The organism is Mycobacterium sp. ST-F2 (assembly GCF_001905655.1).
GTDB lineage: Bacteria > Actinomycetota > Actinomycetes > Mycobacteriales > Mycobacteriaceae > Mycobacterium.
Genome location: NZ_JMHT01000031.1, coordinates 97,902 through 115,747, shown reverse-complemented (window position 1 = coordinate 115,747; position 17,846 = coordinate 97,902). Strand labels below are relative to the sequence as shown.

Sequence of the window (17,846 nt, the reverse complement as noted above, 5' to 3'; positions counted from 1 at the left end):
TCCGGGCGTCGCACGAAGCGGCGTCGTTCGCGGCTGGCTGGTCACACCAGGATAGGCGCGCTCGCCACTCGGTGAACGTGCCGCAGCACGGGCGTGCCCATATTATGGCCGGCGGCGGTCACATTCCTACCTTCCGGGCGAACCGGCTGAGGACGAAGAACATCGGATACCTCAGGCCGAACACGCTCCACAGGGAAGCAGAGCGCCGCACATAACACCAGATGGACGCCGCCCGGCGACCAGCTTTCACCAACTCTTCGGCGTCGTCGGGGAACAGCGTGACGCGCAAGCCAACGGGCGGACTCCGGTGTGTGACCTGGTGCTCGGTCAATCCGACGGCAACGAGGTATCCGGCCGCAGTGTCGAGCACAGCCTGATCGAATGCGAGCATCGTTGCGAACGGACGCAGGTTCACATCGATCAACCAGTGGTTGCCTTCGTCGTCCTTGACCGTTTGCATGTTGATCGGCCCGCGCAACCCTACTGCGGCGCAGATGATGCGGCCGATGTCGGTCAGTGCCGGATCCACGATGACCTCGTGACCGATCGGCGGGAACGTGGGATCCGTCGACAGGCTGACTGACTGGTACGTGGCTTCCTGGATGATGTCGTGGGCGGAGATGATCGCCGAGTAGGCCATGAGTCGGCCGTGGACATACCTCTCGTAGTAGTGCATTTCCGGCGACGCCAGGGCCGCAATGGCATCTCGCACTTCGGATTCCGTGCTGGCCACGACTACGCCTCGACCAGACGCACCGACTCTGCTTTTGACCACGAGCGGCAGGCCCAACTCTGCGATCGCCGTCTCGGGTTGCACCGATGCGACGGGGATTTGCCGAGGAATCCGTACCCCGTGTCCAGCGGCCAGCCGGGCCATCACGGCTTTGTCCGAGTAGTACCGGCGCATCCGAACATCAGCAGCGATGGCTTGTGGCAGCACCCTGACGATCGAGTCGGGGATCGCACTTGCCATGTCTTCTGTGGCCTGCACGTCTGCCACCGCTAGCGTGCTCAAACACTTTGCGATACTTGCCATCTCGGACGGATCGGACAAGTAGATCCGCTGGCGGTACAGCAAGCGATCGCTCAATCGGCCGAGCCGTCCCGTCGGCGCACAGGTGACCAACACCGTACTGGCGCCCCCTCGCAGGGCGACCACGGCGAGCTGTTCCATGGAGTTGAACCGCGCATGGTGGAACAGCACGACGGCCGGCTTGCGCTTTCGGGATCGAGGCGCGCCTGCCACATGGCGCGTCTCGACTCGACCGATCATGGCCCGATCTCACACTCTGGCGGATGTCATACCCATAACTGTCAGCAAATACCGGCACGAATCGTTGAGAAGTAAATTCGAGCAACAATCACGTAAACATCAGCACCTGGCAACACTTGTGGCGCAACTGGACCCGCGGGGCCGATCCCAGCCCTGCCCCATCACGCCTCGGGGGCCGCCTGCTTCTTGGTGACCTTGACCATCATCCTGGAGTAGCCCTTCACGAAGTTGGACTGCGTGTACTCGGGCTCCCCCACGACCTCGATGTCCTCGAAGCGCGCCAGCAGCTCCTCCCACAGGATCTTGAGCTGCAACTCGGCGAGACGGCTGCCCATGCAGCGGTGGATGCCGATACCGAAGGACAGGTGATGGCGGGCGTTGTGGCGGCCGATGATGAAGTCGTCCGGGTTCTCGAACTTGCGCTCGTCGCGGTTGGCCGAGGCGTACCACATGACGAGCTTGTCGCCCTTGCGGATGAACTGCCCGCCCAGGATGGTGTCTTTGGCAGCGATCCGGCGCATGTACGCCAGCGGAGTCTGCCACCGGATGATTTCGTGAACCGCCTTGTTGATGAGACCGGGATCGGCCTTGAGCCGGGCGAACTCCTCAGGGTTCTGGTTCAGGGCGAGCACACCACCGGTCATCGAATTGCGGGTGGTGTCATTGCCGCCGACGATGAGCAGGATCAGGTTGCCGAGGAACTCCATCGGCCGATTGATCAAGTCCTTGGTGTCCTCGGACGACTGCATGAGCGTGATGAGGTCGAAACCGGGCTTCTCACCGGCCGCCAGCCGCGCCGCCTTGTCGTGCCAAAGCGCACTGAAGGCACGCGCCATGTCGGCCGCCGCGGCAAACATCTCGTCCGTGTCGGCCTCGCCACCGGTGGCCGAAGCGCTGCCGGCCACGGTGTCGGTCCACTCCACCAGCTTGCGGCGCTCGTCGTAGGGGAAATCGAGCAGGGTCGCCAGCATGCGGGACGTCAGTTCGATCGAGACGGTGTCGACCCAGTCGAACGGTGTGCCTACCGGCAGCCCGTCGAGGACCTCCTGCACTCGGGATCGGATGAGGCCTTCCATCTCCTGGAGGTTCTGCGGTGCCACCACACCCTGCACGGCAGCGCGCTGCTCGTCGTGGCGCGGCGGATCCATGGCGATGAACATCTCGACGTCCAGGCCCTCGGGCGGGTCGCCGATGACGATCTGCGGCTCGGCCGAGAACAGTTCGTTGTTCTTGTCGACGGCGACGATGTCGTCGTAGCGGGTGATCGACCAGTAGGGACCGAACGGGCTGTTCGGCTGGTAGTGCACGGGCGCCTCGTCACGCAGCCGCTTGAAGTAGGACTGCCAGCGGCCCTGGCGGAACATGAACGGGTTGCTGACGTCGATGTCTGCCAGCTCGACATCCTCGACAGGGGGAATCGGGGTCTCGACGAATACCGGCGTCTTGTCGCCGACGACGGATTTCTTCGTCTTCTGATAGAGGTGCATGCCTTTGATCTGCAAAGGCATCGGGATCGTCGACTGGGCCCGGTTGAGTACCGGATCGAGAATCGCTTCCTGCGCCTTGGTGATTGCCTGATCGAGAATGTTCACGAGTTTCTCCGTCTTGTCAGATCTGGAATTCGGACTGTGGATCGGCATGCTGACCAATTCTCGTGCCGTTTGCTGCGCGGCACGGCGGGAATGGTCAGTTCTGGGTCATCTGTGCCCGCTGTCGCTCCGTTGCTCGAGTGCAGTGCGGTTGTGGCGGACGAATTCGAGGTCGTTTTCCAGCAGTGCGACGAACGGCCGCGCGCCGTGGTCACCGGCGTTCACCGCTGCCCGGCAGGAGCGGACGGCCTCGCTGATGCGAGCGATGATGTCGTCGACGAATCCGTCGCGGTCCTCGAGTCCGTAAGCGTCGAGGAACATGTGGAGCCGACGCGCGACATCGGGAGCCTTGGACCAACCGCGAGCCCGGGAGTGATCGCGAGCGTGCAGACCGACGACGTGCCATGCGGCGTACGCCAGGTCCTTGCGCCGCGTCGTCGGGCCGGCGTTGTCCCAGTCGATGAGTGAGTGGATGCGGCCGGCGGAGTCCGCCACGAGGTTCGCGAGGCTGACGTCGTTGTGCCCGATGATCTCGCCGTCACGCAGGCCGCGGCTGCCGTCACGCCACTGCAGTTCAGCTCCCGGGCGGAAGCTCTCGACGGCGTCGTGGAACCGGCGCAGCAGCCGCGCGACACGAACCAGGTTCGCTTCGAAGCGCAGCCAGGCAGGCCAGCCGTCGGCACTCGCCGCCGTCTGCCCGTCGATGAAGGCCAGCACCTCGTGGCCTTCGGAGTCGACACCGAACACCCGGGGCGCACCCTCGAAGCCGACGGCTTCCAGGTGCTTGAGGAGTTCGTGGACGGCGGGTGTCCAGTGGCCGGTCGAGCGGCGGACGGTGCCTCCGGTGCGGATGACGGTGCCACCCCAGCCTCCGGCCAGCCGCTCCGCGCGGTCTGTGACTGTAACCATCGGACCCTCCTCGCATCGACTGTTCGTTGGCAATCACGCTACGAACCAAAAGCTGCAGCTGGGAGACCCTAAGTGGCCGAATACTTACTCGAAGTGGCAAGGTTGGGCGCGGATGTAAGCTACCGGCCGTGGCCGTCGTCGATCAGTACCACCTCTCGGGTGCCTGGAACTTCCGAGACGTCGGCGCACTACGGACCGACGACGGGCGCGAGATGCGGCCCGGGGTTCTCTACCGGTCGTCGGAATTGTGCGGGCTGGACGCCGGCGGTCAGAACAGCCTGCGCGAACTCGGTATCACCGACGTCATCGATCTGCGCAGCCAGAGCGAGATCGCCTGGAACGGGCGTGACGTCCTGCCGCCGGGAGTGATGCTGCACGTCGCGTCAGTGCACGACGACGCGCAACAGAACGCGCCTCATGAGCCGGAACAGGTTCTCACTCCCGAACTGTTCGAGGCGGCGCTTGAGCACGCCTACAGTCGTTTTCCACTCCTGCCCACCGGCCAGCAGGCACTTGCGTACACGATTCGCGTGGTTTCGGAAGCCCCGGGCGGCGTCCTGATTCATTGTGCGGCCGGCAAGGATCGCGCCGGCTGGATCGTTGCCGCGCTGTTGCGTGCGGTCGGTGTCTGCGAGTCCGACATCCTGACCGACTACCTGCGGAGCAACGAGGCCGTCGAACACCTTCGCCGGCATGTGATCGCACGCAACGGTGACCTTTCCCTGGTCTCGGACAAGATCCTCGGCGTGCACGACGATTTCATCGCCGCATCCTGGCGCGCGGTCGATGACCAGTACGGCAGTTTCACCGCCTACCTGGATCAGATCGGCGTGGACGAAGCGACGATCGGTGCCCTGCGCGACCGTCTGGTGAGCTGACAAACCGTGGTTGACTGGGACATCCCCCGCACGCCGGCAAGCGTCGGTGTGCTGCTCGGCCTGGCCAGCGAACGTGGCGTCAGCCCGGAAACCTGCCTGGCCGGCTCGCGCCTGACAGTTCGTGGTCTGCAGAGTCCGAGCGCCGAGGTCACCGCGCGCCAGGAATTGACCGTTGTCACCAATCTGCTTGAGGCGCTTGATTATCCCGACGATCTCGGCGTCGAAGTGGGCTTGCGCTATCGCCTGGCGACGTACGGAATCTTCGGGTTCGCACTGATCAGCAGTCCGACGTTGCGCAGCGCGATCGATGTCGGCGTGCGGTATTTGGATCTGACGTTTGCCTCGTCAACCCTCGGCACCCGCGTGGTCGGTGACGAGTTCCATTTCGTCCTGGAGGCGCCCGGGACACCGGACCGCGTCCGGCGGTTCGACATCGACCGGCTGGCCACGGCGATTTCGGTGATCAAGCGTGAACTATCGACGGACTTGCCGCCGTTCGGAGTTCAGTTCGCGCACCCCCGCCCGGCCAGCCTCGACCGGTACATCGCCGCGTTCGACACCGAGCCGCAGTTCGATGCCCCCGAGAACCTGCTGATTCTGCCTCTCGACCTACTCGACCTCCCGCTGCCACAGGCGAACGCCTACAACTCCGCGGCAACGCAGGAGCAGTGCCGCAATCTCCTCGAAGAACGGCGCAGCCGGACCGGCCTGTCCGGCCAGGTTCGCGACCTGCTGCTGGCGTCCCCCGCGCAACCGCCGAACGCCAACGAGATCGCCCACGCCCTGATGATGAGCCCACGAACGTTGCGCCACCGCCTCGGCGTCGAAGGCACGTCCTATCGCGAACTGCTCGACGAAATACGGCAGCGACTTTCGGAGGAGATGTTGATCGGCGGCCGCTTGACGGTTGCCGAGACTGCCAGCCGACTCGGATACGTTGAGTTGTCGAGCTTTTCGCAGGCGTTCCGTCGCTGGCATGGGATGAGCCCGCGCGCCTTCCGCACATCTCGATCTTGAGCCGTCGCGGTCAGGAGCAGTAAACCTGGCCGTTGAGAACACAATTCGACGGTGGCGTGTAGGTACCGCTCAACACGCCACGGATACCGCCGTTGGCGGAACCGCCCGGCGGAATCACACGATTCCAGGTCGGGGTGATCACGTAGTGCGTGCCGTACTGGGTGAACGTGCTACTCCACACGCGCGAGATGGACTGCCCCATCGGCATATCGAACTCGAGCTTCCAATCGGTCATCGGCACCGTGCTGTAGTTGGTGATGACCCACCGCGCGATGAAGCCGTCCTGCCACGTATGTTGCACCACCAATCGCGCGCCGGCCGCAGCCGCATGAGCTACCGAGGTGCTGGCGAGGGCGAGGATCACTGCTGCGAATGCGGACACGACGACGTGAAGCGCTGTGCGCCAGCGCTTCACAGGAGAGTCCAGTCCAGCCATCGCAATCAACATTAGAGCGCCGTTGGCGAATCCCGACCTATCGCCGCAGGTGAGCTGCCAGACCTTTGCGCGATCGAGACCGTCGCGAAACCTTGGTTTTGACATCCCGGAGCCGGGATACCCATTCAGGAGAACCGAACACGATCATTCCTGCATGGCAGGATCTTGACGGAGGGAGATAAACGTGGCGTTCTCGAAAACCGTGACAACTGCTGCCGGCATTGCGGCAGCCGGAATTCTGCTGGCGACACCGGCGGTCGCTGACCCGACAGCGGTGCTGTTCGGCCAGCGGGCGGAAATCCCCAGCCCGGGTGGCGCGATCGAATACACCGTGGTCAACCTGCAGCCCAGCGGCCACAACGACGGAATCTGGTACTCGGATGTGACGGCGCGCGCGGTGACCGGGTCCCCGACTCCCAACATTTCCGATTTCAACGCGCGGGCAGTCAACAGCTCGACGTACGCCGATATGAAGGGCAACCAGACTGACGGGCTGGCCAACCAACCGATCGCCCCGGGCAGCTACGTGACGGGTCGAATCTACTTCGACGTGCGGAACGGGACAGCGCCCGACAGCGTGGTGTACCGGGATGCCGGTGGCACCGACAAGGTGGTCTGGAAGAGCTGATCGACTGCGATGGCGGTTTTCCGCCAGCCCCACTGCAAGTCGGTGGCTAGCGTCGACGCGTGACCACGATTGCACAACAGAATCCGGTAATCACCAGAGGCACAGTCCTTTTCATGTCAGTGGCGGCCGCGCTGGGTACCTCCACGATCTACCCGCTGCAGCCGGCAATCGCCGATATCGCACGATCGCTGGCGACCGGTCCGGCCGCCGTCGGCACCGCATTGGCATTCGGTCCGATCGGCTACATGTTTGGCCTCGCCTTACTGGTCCCGCTGGTGGACAGGTTCTCGCCGCGGCGCGTTCTCGCGCTGCAGTTCCTGGCGCTCGGCGGTGCACTCACCTTGACCGCCGCGGCCGGGACGGTCTGGCTGATCGGCCTCGGCATGTTGCTCACCGGCGCATGTTCCGCTGTGGGCGCCGGCTTGAGTTCCGTCGTCGGACGGCTGGCGCCTGAGCACCGTCGTTCGACAATTCTCGGTATCGTCACCGCCGGGATCTCGGCAGGCATTCTCGCCGGACGCATCGTCGGTGGCTGGTTGACCGACGTAATCGGTTGGCACGCGATGCTTCTTACCGTCGCAGTTGCCGCCGTCGGCATCGCGGGCGCATGCCTGCTGTTCCTGCCGACAACTCGGGGCGCGGTCGAACAGAACTACCTCGCCGGCTTGGCGTCCACACCCGGCCTACTCCTGCGAAACCCGGTACTGCGCCGCGGTGCGGTACGCGGCTCCCTGTGGTTCTTCGCCTTCTGTGCAGTCTGGTCCGGTATCGCCGTCGCCGCCCAGGTCGCGAATCAGACGGCCATCCTGGCCATCGATCCTGCCGCGCCTGCCCGGTTCAACAGCGCGTACATGCTGGTCTACTTCGTCGGCGGAAGTCTCGGCACGGCATTCGGTGCGGCCGCAGTCGCCTCGTTCGGCTGGTCGGTGACTGTAGTCACCTGCGCCGCGGCACTTCTCGTCGCCGCGCTGCTCACACGACCTGGGTACTGTGCTTGAATGCGGCTGAGTTCAACGGAACGCGAACAGGTCTTCGCCGCGGTGGCAGCCGAGCGGCGTGCCATCGCCGACCTGATCGACGGCCTCGGTCCGGACCAGCTGGCGACGCCCAGCCTCTGCTCGGGTTGGGATGTCAAAACCGTTGCCGCACATCTGGTCAGCGACTTCGTCGACGGGTTCTGGGGCTTCTTGGCCAGCGGTATTCGTCACGGCAGTGTCGACAGAGGTATCGACGTGCTGGCCCGTCACCGGGCGCAAGCGCCGGCCGCCGAGATCGCCGAGGCGTTGCGCCGCGGCGCTGACCGCCGGGTGAGCCCGCCCGTGACCGGTCCGCTATCGGGCCTCACCGACGTGTTGGTCCACGGCGCGGACATCCGTATCCCCCTGGCGATTCCGTACGTTCCGGATCCTGGACATGTGGTACGGGTGCTCGATTTCCTCACCAGCCGAACCCAATTGGGATTCTTTCCAAAACGGCGGCTACGCGGTGTCGCACTACGTGACGACGAAACAGGACGAACATGGGGCCAGGGTGAAGTCATTCACGGTGCGGCACCGGCGTTGATGTTGGCGGCGTGCGGACGCACCGTGGCCTTCGACCAGCTGGCCGGCCCTGGCGTGCCCACATTGCAGTCCCGGATCCAGAACACCCTCAAAACGTAGGTTAGCAGCGCATACTCGTTACCAAGGCCTCTTGACGACCACAAGAGAACGGTGGTGATTCGCTGCCATGACGGACTCGCTGCCAGCCGACCACTGTGAGGTCTGCGTCGTCGGAGCCGGCATCGCGGGCCTCAATGCGCTGGCGGCGGCCACCCAGTATCTCGGCCGCAACGACAAGGTCATTCTTGTCGACCAACGGCCACGGGTCGGTGGAATGTGGGTCGACACCTACGACTACGTGCGACTACATCAGCCCTATCAACTGTTCACCGCCGGCGACATCAAGTGGACGCTGGGCAAGGAACGTGGTTACCTGGCGAGCAAGCCGGAAATCCTGGATCACCTGCAGCACTGCCTGAATGTCGTGTCCCGTCGGGTCGACCTCGACGAGCGCTTCGGCTGGGCCTATCTGTCGCACACGGAATCCGACGGCGTGGTTCAGGTATCCCTGCAGGCACCTGACGGGCAGACCCGGTTGGTGACGGCACAACGCTTGATCAAGGCGTTCGGCTTCCAGGTCCAGCCGAACCCACCGCTGACGGTATCCAGCAACCGGGTCCGGTCGACGACACCCAACGAAATCGACCAGGTCGTCGAATCAGACGCCCCGGTCTGGGTTATCGGCGGAGGCAAGACCGGTCTCGACACCGCGCACCTGCTCATCACCCGGTGCCCCGGGCGCGAAGTGAACATGTTGGTCGGCCGAGGTGCCATCGCACTGCGGCGTGACGTCCTGCTGCCGGCGAGCGTGCGGGGTCGTTGGCTCGGCGGACTGCCGTTCAATACCCTCGGGAACGGACTTGCACAGCGGTACGACGGGACCAATGAAGATGAAGTCCTCCGCTGGTACTACTCCATGCTCGGCACCGGCCCCACCGGCGAGAAATGCGACTTCGCATTCGGCTTCGGCGGCGTGACGTCCGACGCGGAAATGGCCGTGATCACCGCCGGCCTCCGGCGAGCCGACAACGAGTACCTCGTCGACGCGGTCGATCGCGACGGTTCAACCGAACTCGTCTTCCGTGGCGGCCGTACCGAGCAAGTACCAGTGGGCACCTGGTTGGTCAACTGCACGGGCCTGATGATGCGCGGTTCGCACCCCTACGAACCGTTCGTCTCCCCGTCAGGCCGCACCCTCTCGATTCAGCAGCGGTCGACAGCCATCCCGCTGACGCTCCAGGCCGCCTACTTCCTGACCCATTTGATGTTCACTGGCGGGCTGCACACCCTCCCCCTGTACGAACTCGATGCCGAAGGGCTGCGCGACACGATGGGCCGGTCACCCGTGCCTGCGGGATTCCCGCTGACGCTCTACAACTTGAGTCTGGCATTCGACCATCTGCCGACCAAGGTGTTCGCGGGTTTCGGCTCGGACCTGCTGCTCTGGTATCCGCTACCCCGGCGGCTGGCCGCGATGGTGCGATTCCAGCGCACACACCGCCGGGATCGGGAACGTCATCGGACCACGCTCGACACCATCCGAGAGCGGTATCACGTCCGCTGCGGACCGTTGGAGCATCTCGCCGGCCGAACGTGATCACGTTGCATGGCAACCTGATTCAGACGCCAGTGGCGCCATCGATACGTTCGCGCAGGACATCCGCGTGCCCGCAATGACGGGCGTACTCCGCGATCATGTGCGTGTAGATCCAGCGCAGACTCACATCGCCGCCCATGAACGGGCTGACCTCATCGAGCCCTCGAGCTGCGCAGTTGGCACGCCCGTGGGCAATCTCGTCCTGCCAGATCCGAAACGCCACCTCGTACGACGACTCCGGCGACAACTCGAACCCGCCGTCGTGGCCCTCCGGGTGTTCCGTGGGCCCGTAAATCGGTAGTGCCTGTTCGCCGGCGAGCACCCGGCGAAACCAGTTCCGCTCCACCTCCGCGGCGTGCCGCATCAAGCCCAGCAGCGTCAGCTCAGAAGGTGGCGCCGACGCAGTACGCAACTGGTCGTCGTCGAGGCCCTCGCATTTCGACGCCAACGTCGCACGGTAGAAGTCCAGCCAGCCTTCGAGGGTGGTGCGCTCGTCGGCGTTCATGGGCGGCACCAGCCGCTGCACAGAAGTCACGTTTCTCGATGGTGCCACGACCTCCCGACATCGCTCGATCTGGTCGACGCGCTCGTCAACCGGTCGGCAAGGTCGCCGGGATGCGACAGCATGGCCATGTGGCCGCCAGGCGCGACCTCGGGTTCGATGCCGAGCCGGTCGGCGACCACACCCCGCAGGAACTGCTCGGGAAAGAAGCGGTCGTCACGGAACAGGATGAATCTCGTCGGGACGTCTGGAAGTGCCTCCGCCGGCCAGGGTTTCAGCGACGGCGTATCCGATTGTGCGCGTTCGATTTCCGTTTCGATCACCGCGGCGTCGACTCCGTTGTAATACAGCGCGGTCATGTCGTCGACGTCGTATCCGCCGGCAGCGCCGGCCTCCCGTTGTGCCGCAACGCATCCGGTGGCACTCCACCAGTCGCCGGGACGCTCACCCGGACGGGGAATCATCGCCGCAACGTAGATCAACTCCGCCGCATCGACCAGCGGGCAGGCGAGAGCACCGGTGAAACCACCGAACGAATGGGCCACGACGACAGGCCGTTCGCCGTCATCATGATGCTGCGCCGCGACCGCGGCGGCATACGTCGTCATATCCGCCGAATCGTCGTCACAGGGTAGATCGATCGCGATTCCGCGGTGTCCGCGAAGTGCCAACTCGTGCACCAGAAATCGCCAGTACGAGGGATCGCAGCCGCCGCCTGGTACGAGTAGGAACGTCGTCATCTGCCCCGCAGTCACAGCCGTCCGACGACGAAAGCCGCAGCCTGGTCGGCCATTCCGTTGGACCCGTAGAACATGTGTGCCAGCGAGGGCCCGCCGGCGGGCGTTCCGTTACAGATGGTGTCGTCGGGCACGCAGAGTTCGACGGTCTTCGGTACATACGACGGTCCGACTGCAATCGGTGGCGCACCGATGGACGCCATGAATTCTGTCGATGGCTTTCCGAAGAGAGCAACAGCAGCAACGTGATTCGCGACCGACGCCGGCATGGGCTTGGGCGCGTACCACGTGTACTCCGCCAGATCGGCCGGGATCTCTTTCGGCAACGAATTCGCCGTTGTGAATCCGGCCACGACCGCACCTTGCGAGTATCCACCGAGGACGATCCGGGTATTCGGGCAGTTCGCTACGGTGGCCTCCACGTGGCCGGCGGAGTTCTTGACTCCGTCGACGACGCTCTGCACGAAGTCCAGGCGGTTGCCGAAATCGCTGCTGGCCGCGTAGTCGACCGGATACACCGCCACGGACCTGTTCCCGGCCTGGGCCTGCAGTGCATCGACGAACACCCGACCGACCATCCCGGTGCCGGGTGGCTCACCGGTGCCGCGAGCGAACACCACCTCGACATCGGGGCACGGATCAGCTGACGCCGGCGGCGCCGGTGCACCCAGAAAAGCGGAAGCAATGATCATGGCGACCCCCGCGACGTGGGGTAACCGCACGACTTGGAACAACGTGGTGACGTCCATATCGGCTCCAGTGTCTTGCACCAGCGAACTGCTACCGGCCATTTCCATGCTGACATAACCGCGGGTGGCGGCGATACCCGTCGATCGTGGGAAATCTGCCAAGAATCCACCAAGTACTGCGGCCCACCATTGCTGTCAACGGCCACCACCGGCCGGTCAGCGAAAGGGAGAGGCCATGCTCAGCACCCACCACATCAAGAAAGTCGCCGGTACCGCCCTACTGTCGGGAGGTCTGACGCTGATCGGCTTCGGGCTGGCCTCCGGCACCGCGCAGGCCTTCAACCCGCAGCCTGAACCGCCGACCAAGCCAGTGACCGTCGGCCATCCCCAGTTCACCAACCCAGGGGTGATCCACGGCTTCAACCCGCAGCCTGATCCTCCTGGCCTGCCGGTCGCCGGAGGCATTCGCGGTTGCGATGGCTCGGTGTAGCCGTCGGACAGCGTGTTCAGCTGATGGTGAGCGTGTCTCCGGTCACCGTCACGGTCTTGGTCGCCAAGGGTTTCTCTGCGGGGCCCTTGACGACCGAGCCGTCAACGGCACTGAATTCGCTGCCGTGGCAGGGACAGTCGATGGTGCCGTCGGCGACCTTGGACACCGTGCACTGCTTGTGCGTGCAGACCGCGCTGAACGCCTTGAACTGTCCCGCCTGCGGCTGCGTGACGACGACCTTGGCCTCTTTGAGGACCACGCCACCGCCGACGGGCACGTCGGCCGTCTTCACGGAGTTGGCTGCAGCGGCGGAGGATTCACCGCCCGACGACGGGCTGCCGGTGGACCCTGACTCCTTGCCGCCGCAGGCCGCAAGAACCATCCCCGCGCCAACTGCCCCCGCGCCGATGAGAACGCCGCGGCGGCTCGCCGTTGTCATCTGTCTATTACCGGCGTCCGCCGCCTCCGGCGTTATATCCCGGCGAAGCGACTTCGCCTTCGGTGAGTTCGAACGGCGGCGTGAACAGGCTGGGATCGTCGAGCGACGATTCCGGTGCGTTGAACGGACCCTGTGCCGCCTCGGGCGCCGCCGGGCCATCCGCCGGCGCCACGCAGGTGCCTTCGGACGCTACGAGGCCATCCGAACAGGTCAATTCGTCGGCTTGCGCGATCGGCATGCTGATCAAGCCGACCACGCCGAACGCTGCTGCCGCCATTGACATGCGAGCGAATCGCGTGGTTGTTGCGCTCATGGCATACCTACTCTCCGGTGCTAGCTGGTCCGGTGAAAGTAGCACCAATGTGCCGTTTATGACGGGTCGTTTCGCCACTTGAGTCAATTGCCTTTACATGGTGTTTTCATGACAGGCCGTAAGCCGCCTCCAGCTCCGCCAACGCCTCGCCGGTCTTGATGGCGAGTTTCTGCATGTGCGGCATCGAGTCCCGGCAGCCGGTGAACCCGAAATTCAATGTGCCAGCATAACTTTGGCAGGTGATGTTGAGGCCGACGCCGTGCACCGGAATCGACACCGGATACGTGGAGACCAGTTCATTGCCCCGGAAATACAGTGGGTAGTCCGGGCCTGGGACGTTGGACAGGATGATGTTGTACGACGCGGGTGCCACCTTCGGTGCTCCGACGGTAGCCGCGCCGGTCTGCACCAGGAACGGCGCCATCAGGGCGGCGGTGTACGCCAGGATCGCGGTGCTGGTCATGCCCGACAATTGGTCTTTGGCCGCCTGCGTCGACGCGCTGATGGCCTCCATCCGCTCGCGGGCATCGGCGATGTCGGTACCCAGGGTCGCGAGAATGGCGCCAACGGCATTGCCGCCGCCCGGATCATCCTTCGGCCGAATGTTGACCGGCAGCATGGCGATCAACGACTTCTCCGGAAGGGCGTCGAGACCCAGGAGATAGTCCCGCAGTCCCCCGGCGCAGATCGCCAGTGCGACGTCGTTGAGGGTTCCGCCGGACGCATCGGCAACGGCACGCAGCCGCGCGATGTCGTATTGCTGCGTGGCGAACCGGCGACTGCGACCGATCCGCCCGTTGAAGATGGTGTGCGGCGCCTGGCCGGGCCCGACCAGTGGATTGCTCTTGCTGACCGCCGTGACCGCCAGTTTGGCGAACGCGGCAGGCAGATCGATGACGGTCGACAGTTCCGACGTGACGGACCGCAGCAATCCGCCGAGGTCGGGGATGAGGCCGCTGTCCTTCTCGTCCTTCTTCCGCTCCCGCTTGGGCACCGGGTTCCTGAAGAACAACGGGGTGTCGGTGTCCGATGGCTCGGTCGACATCGACCGGATGAGCGTCTTCATCGCCGTGTAGCCGTCGACCAACGAGTGGTGCATCTTCACGTACAACGCGACGTTGCCGTCGTCGAGGCCCTCGATGATGTGCAGTTCCCATGGCGGCCGCGTCAGATCCAGTTGGCGAGCATGCAAGCGAGAGATGAGGATTCCCAACTCACGCTGATCGCCCGGACGGGGCAGGGCGGAGCGTCGAACGTGATACATGACGTCGAACTTCGGGTCCTCGACCCAGCGCTGAAGGGGGTTGAGCAGGAACCACGGTGTCTGCAGCTTCATGTTCCACGGCGGCTCGATCTCGTCGGACCCGTATATCTCATCGCGCAGCTGATCGAGGATGTCGCCCGCGCTGCCCGATGTCGGGCGGAATTGCATGAGCCCCGCGACATGCATCATGGTCTCCGGCGATTCGGCCGCCAGGAACATGGTGTCGAGTGGTGACAGTCGTTTGCTACTCACCGGGGTGAACTTACCGCGCAGCTCACATCCCGACGGCAAAACGCGTGAACGTCCCTAGCTGCCGACGAGGATGCCGACCCCGATGGCGATGAGGACGACGGGCAGGATGACGTGCCCCCAGCGGGAGAACGTCTTGGCGACGACCGGGTGGGACGCCAGGTATCGGCCGGCCGCGCACCACACTCCCACGCAGAGGAGAAACACGGCGACGTACGTTGCGACGGTGCCGACGGTCGCAACCGCGAACATCGGCACATAGACACCGAGATTGTCGCCGCCGTTGGCGAAGGTGACGGCGGCGACCTGCCAGGTCCCCCGCGCGGACGGCGCCGACAGGCCCTCGGCTTCTTCCGGGTCACCGTCGCGCCGCTGGCGCCATGCATCCCATGCCGCCTTGAGGCCCAACATGATTGGCAGCAGTCCGAGGTACGGCAGCACGCCGGTCGGCAGCAATGCGGCACCGAGCAGCGCTGCGCCGATCGAGACCGCCACGATGGCGGCGAAGCCCAGGTACTGGCCGGCGATCACCCTCGTTGCCGCACTGCGGTGGCCACGCGCCTGGCCGAAGAACACCGCGAGCACCACGAGATCATCGATGTTGGTGACCGCGAACGTCGCGACCGCCGACGAGATGGTGGTGACGCTCATCGCGGTGGACATTACGGGACGCCGCCGGTCCGCCGCGCAGAGTTCGTCTCGCGGCTACCTGGCCGACGCCGACCCATGACACAGTGCGCGCGTGACCGTCGACTCGACGAGTAGCCTGCAGCGCACCGTCGACGGATTCCACCGCTCCTGCGAGGCGGTGGTCCGGCGGCTGCCGTTCGGGCTGAAAAGGATTGTCGCACCGACATTTCTGGGTTTCGCGCTGATCAACGGTTGCACCTTCGCGGTCGACCTGTTGTTGCTCACCGGATTGCGGGACGGGCTGGGCTTGCCGCTGGCCGTGGCGGTCACGGTCTCCTACGCGTGCGCGTTCGGGCTCAGCTATGTCCTGAATCGGACCTTCAACTTCAGCTCACACGCCGCGGTCGGGCCGCAGCTCGCGGTGTACGTCGTTGTGGTCGCGGTGAACTATCTGGCGTTCATCCTGGGCTTGTCGACGGGTCTGGCGGCACTCGGTGTCGAGTACCACGTCGCCCGCATCACTGCCGGCGCCTGTGAGGCCGCCTACATGTATGCCGCGATGCGCTGGATTGTGTTCCGGCACTGACTCACCCGCTTGCGGTGAGCTGCATCTCATGGCGAGCAGAAATGCTGCAGCGGTGTTAATTTCGCCTGGTCAAGTTGTACTGAGGTACCAAACGGGGGTAGTCGGGGACGGCAGGGCACATCACCGCCGCTGAACGATCAGCGAAGTCCCCGAGTACGTCACCACTGCGACAACGTCGCTCGAGTGGGCCGCTCTGTGCATCAACCAGAATCCCCTCCTCGTACACAGATAGGAATCTGCCCCGGTGGCCGGTTTGAACCGCTGCAGTGCAATAGGTTTCGTGGTCGCGCTCTGCGTGTCGATCGGCGCGCACCCATCAGCGGCGGCATCGAGCGATAGACCGGACGTCACGTTCTACCTACGGGGTACCTGCCTGTGCGATGGCACCGCCGTCACCCTCGCCGGACTGAGCCAGGGCGCCATCGTGCTGAACTACGTCAAACTCGCGCGTTCACTGCGAGATCCGCTTGGCCGGCGTGCCTCGGACAACCTGCAATTCGTGACCTTCGGCGACCCGCAGAACGCCACCGGCGGCATCACCACCAAGAATCGGGCACTACAACTGTTTGCGCCGAACGTGCCAATGCCAAGCGCCTACTCCACCACCGAGATCGTCCGTGAGTACGACGGATTCTCGGACTGGCCCGACAAGCCAACACATTTGGCCGTCCTGAACGCTCTGATGGGCATCGCATACGTGCACACCGACTACGGGTCGGCGGCGAATCCGATGACACCGGGCACCCTCAAAACGGTCCGTACCAACGTCGCCGGCGGCACCACCACGCATTACGTCGTGCGCACGGTCCGGCTGCCACTCACTCAGCCGTTGCGTGATGCCGGGCTGAACACGTCTCTCCTCGACGCTCTGCTCCGACCGCAGATCGACCGCGCATACGTCCGCCGCCCGCAGGTCGCACCTCGCGAACCCGCGTCCCGGCCGTCGATCGTCGCCCTGGCTGCAAAGGATCTGGGCAGGGCCAACCCGCTGCCGCGCCAGAGCGCAGACACGTCGATTTCGAAGCAAGACAAAGAGAAGGCACCGAAGCCCAAGCGGGGGTTCGGTTTTCGGAAATCTCGCAGTGGCGGGGAATCGAGGAGGTAATTCGCATGTGGGTCAAGACGCAGGCCGTGACACTGTCGGTGGTGTGCTCGGCAGCCGTCGTGGGCACCAGTACCGCGCCGGTTCTCCCGATGACGCACCCGCCGACGGTGCACAGCGCCGAGTACCGGTACGCGCTCACGGCGGCGGCCGTCGACGCCGCTTTCAGCCCGATTCGGTATGTCGGCAACGTCGGCGGTGCGGCCAAGGCCGTCGCCTCCGACGTGATCTATTGGCAGACACCGGACTTCCCGCTGCTGGTACTGAGCGCACAGGTCGACTCCAGCACCGGCCAGTACGAGGCCGTGGAGAAGGTGTCGTCGACGGCGGCGCACCTGCAGAGTCTGGTCAGCGCGGTCACCGCGTTTCCCGGCGCATCGTCCTCGCCCCAGGTGAAACAGTTGGTCAGCGGAATCGGCTCGGCAGGCGCCGCCGCGGCCGGCGCGACGCGGACCGTGACGGCCACGCTGGCGCCCCACCTCGCGCCGCTGACCCCGGTGATCTATGTCGTCAGGGTGCTGCGGGCAGCGGTCGGCGTCTACTACGCCGTCGCCACGCTCTCGACCACGGGAGTAGGCACCGTGCTCAGCGGGCAGAACCCGTTGACGGCGGTTGCCAACGTCGTGTCGTCGGTCCAGAGCCTGGCCAATGTCCTTACCCACGCGCCGCGGCCAGCCGCCGCGGCCTCGACCGGTACGACCGCCGAGTCGACCGCCACCGAGCGCAAATCGGCAGCCAAGAAGCCGGGTGACCACGCCACGGCACCCAAATCGGCTGCCGCCGACCCACAGGATGCCAAGCCGGTCACGCCCACCAAGAAATCCAAGCGCGCGGCCAAGGCAGACACCTCCAAAGCGTCCAAGGAGAAGGGCGACCACGGGCGCACTAAACACTGAGGGTCGGTACGCGTGCGCTAG

Annotated in this window: 20 protein-coding genes and 1 pseudogene; 10 read left to right on the top strand and 11 right to left on the bottom strand. The window is 64.8% G+C overall.

Annotated features, from left to right (window positions below; translation table 11 throughout):
- Window positions 1-118: 118 nt before the first annotated feature.
- The 3 genes and pseudogenes from EB75_RS13400 to EB75_RS13390 all read right to left on the bottom strand — a co-directional run bounded on the left by EB75_RS13400 (window position 119) and on the right by EB75_RS13390 (window position 3,771).
- Entirely contained in the window at window positions 119-1,273 is a 1,155-nt protein-coding gene (locus EB75_RS13400) for an ATP-grasp domain-containing protein (RefSeq protein WP_142239583.1), read from the bottom strand.
- 188 nt (window positions 1,274-1,461) lie between these two features.
- Window positions 1,462-2,781, bottom strand: a pseudogene (locus EB75_RS13395) (cytochrome P450); the annotation flags it as partial.
- Between the two features lie 189 nt (window positions 2,782-2,970).
- Entirely contained in the window at window positions 2,971-3,771 is an 801-nt protein-coding gene (locus EB75_RS13390; RefSeq protein WP_073695852.1) for a phosphotransferase, read from the bottom strand.
- Window positions 3,772-3,899: 128 nt separating this feature from the next.
- Here EB75_RS13390 and EB75_RS13385 point away from each other — a divergent pair, with 128 nt between their 5' ends.
- Window positions 3,900-4,649, top strand: a complete 750-nt coding sequence (locus EB75_RS13385; protein ID WP_083612231.1) for a tyrosine-protein phosphatase — start codon at window positions 3,900-3,902, stop codon at window positions 4,647-4,649.
- Between the two features lie 6 nt (window positions 4,650-4,655).
- Window positions 4,656-5,666 (top strand): AraC family transcriptional regulator, encoded by a 1,011-nt coding sequence (locus EB75_RS13380; RefSeq protein WP_073695851.1) that lies wholly within the window; start codon window positions 4,656-4,658, stop codon window positions 5,664-5,666.
- 10 nt (window positions 5,667-5,676) lie between these two features.
- On the opposite strand, the gene EB75_RS13375 is transcribed toward EB75_RS13380, so the two are convergent.
- The gene (locus tag EB75_RS13375; protein WP_073695850.1) at window positions 5,677-6,102 is read right to left on the bottom strand and encodes a cellulose binding domain-containing protein; all 426 of its coding nucleotides are present in this window, start codon (window positions 6,100-6,102) and stop codon (window positions 5,677-5,679) included.
- Between the two features lie 184 nt (window positions 6,103-6,286).
- On the opposite strand from EB75_RS13375, the gene EB75_RS13370 reads away from it, so the two are divergent.
- The 4 genes from EB75_RS13370 (at window position 6,287) to EB75_RS13355 (ending at window position 9,928) form a co-directional block, all read left to right on the top strand.
- Window positions 6,287-6,730 (top strand): DUF1942 domain-containing protein, encoded by a 444-nt coding sequence (locus tag EB75_RS13370; RefSeq protein ID WP_286150182.1) that lies wholly within the window; start codon window positions 6,287-6,289, stop codon window positions 6,728-6,730.
- Between the two features lie 113 nt (window positions 6,731-6,843).
- Window positions 6,844-7,728 (top strand): MFS transporter, encoded by an 885-nt coding sequence (locus EB75_RS13365; protein WP_073695848.1) that lies wholly within the window; start codon window positions 6,844-6,846, stop codon window positions 7,726-7,728.
- Window positions 7,729-8,391 carry a maleylpyruvate isomerase family mycothiol-dependent enzyme gene (locus tag EB75_RS13360; protein ID WP_073695847.1) on the top strand — a complete coding sequence of 221 codons (663 nt, stop codon included), beginning with the start codon at window positions 7,729-7,731 and terminating at the stop codon, window positions 8,389-8,391.
- A 67-nt stretch (window positions 8,392-8,458) separates the two neighbouring features.
- The gene (locus tag EB75_RS13355) at window positions 8,459-9,928 is read left to right on the top strand and encodes an FAD-dependent oxidoreductase (RefSeq protein WP_073695846.1); all 1,470 of its coding nucleotides are present in this window, start codon (window positions 8,459-8,461) and stop codon (window positions 9,926-9,928) included.
- Between the two features lie 22 nt (window positions 9,929-9,950).
- Here the strand turns inward: EB75_RS13355 and EB75_RS13350 are convergent, their stop codons facing one another.
- From EB75_RS13350 to EB75_RS13340, 3 genes are read right to left on the bottom strand one after another with little or no spacing between them, the layout of a single operon-like run.
- Window positions 9,951-10,433, bottom strand: a complete 483-nt coding sequence (locus EB75_RS13350) for a DinB family protein (protein WP_073695888.1) — start codon at window positions 10,431-10,433, stop codon at window positions 9,951-9,953.
- Window positions 10,434-10,459: 26 nt separating this feature from the next.
- Window positions 10,460-11,170: an alpha/beta fold hydrolase gene (locus EB75_RS13345; protein ID WP_073695845.1), complete on the bottom strand. Its 711-nt coding sequence runs from the start codon at window positions 11,168-11,170 to the stop codon at window positions 10,460-10,462.
- A gap of 11 nt (window positions 11,171-11,181) precedes the next feature.
- Window positions 11,182-11,859, bottom strand: a complete 678-nt coding sequence (locus EB75_RS13340) for a cutinase family protein (protein WP_168176038.1) — start codon at window positions 11,857-11,859, stop codon at window positions 11,182-11,184.
- 232 nt (window positions 11,860-12,091) lie between these two features.
- Between EB75_RS13340 and EB75_RS13335 the strand changes: the two genes are divergently transcribed.
- On the top strand, window positions 12,092-12,346 hold the full coding sequence (locus tag EB75_RS13335) for a hypothetical protein (RefSeq protein WP_073695844.1): 255 nt from the start codon (window positions 12,092-12,094) through the stop codon (window positions 12,344-12,346).
- 16 nt (window positions 12,347-12,362) lie between these two features.
- Here EB75_RS13335 and EB75_RS13330 read toward each other — a convergent pair whose 3' ends face one another.
- The 4 genes from EB75_RS13330 to EB75_RS13315 all read right to left on the bottom strand — a co-directional run bounded on the left by EB75_RS13330 (window position 12,363) and on the right by EB75_RS13315 (window position 15,262).
- Entirely contained in the window at window positions 12,363-12,785 is a 423-nt protein-coding gene (locus tag EB75_RS13330; protein WP_073695843.1) for a Rieske (2Fe-2S) protein, read from the bottom strand.
- Window positions 12,786-12,792: 7 nt separating this feature from the next.
- Complete coding sequence (locus tag EB75_RS13325; RefSeq protein ID WP_073695842.1) at window positions 12,793-13,062, bottom strand: hypothetical protein; 270 nt, start codon at window positions 13,060-13,062, stop codon at window positions 12,793-12,795.
- Between the two features lie 142 nt (window positions 13,063-13,204).
- The gene (locus EB75_RS13320; RefSeq protein ID WP_286150180.1) at window positions 13,205-14,614 is read right to left on the bottom strand and encodes a WS/DGAT/MGAT family O-acyltransferase; all 1,410 of its coding nucleotides are present in this window, start codon (window positions 14,612-14,614) and stop codon (window positions 13,205-13,207) included.
- 54 nt (window positions 14,615-14,668) lie between these two features.
- On the bottom strand, window positions 14,669-15,262 hold the full coding sequence (locus EB75_RS13315; RefSeq protein ID WP_073695886.1) for a cadmium resistance transporter: 594 nt from the start codon (window positions 15,260-15,262) through the stop codon (window positions 14,669-14,671).
- A gap of 91 nt (window positions 15,263-15,353) precedes the next feature.
- On the opposite strand from EB75_RS13315, the gene EB75_RS13310 reads away from it, so the two are divergent.
- From EB75_RS13310 to EB75_RS13300, 3 genes are all read left to right on the top strand, one after another.
- On the top strand, window positions 15,354-15,827 hold the full coding sequence (locus tag EB75_RS13310; RefSeq protein ID WP_073695840.1) for a GtrA family protein: 474 nt from the start codon (window positions 15,354-15,356) through the stop codon (window positions 15,825-15,827).
- 280 nt (window positions 15,828-16,107) lie between these two features.
- Entirely contained in the window at window positions 16,108-16,932 is an 825-nt protein-coding gene (locus EB75_RS13305; protein WP_073695839.1) for a PE-PPE domain-containing protein, read from the top strand.
- 5 nt (window positions 16,933-16,937) lie between these two features.
- Entirely contained in the window at window positions 16,938-17,825 is an 888-nt protein-coding gene (locus EB75_RS13300) for a hypothetical protein (protein WP_073695838.1), read from the top strand.
- Window positions 17,826-17,846: the final 21 nt, after the last annotated feature.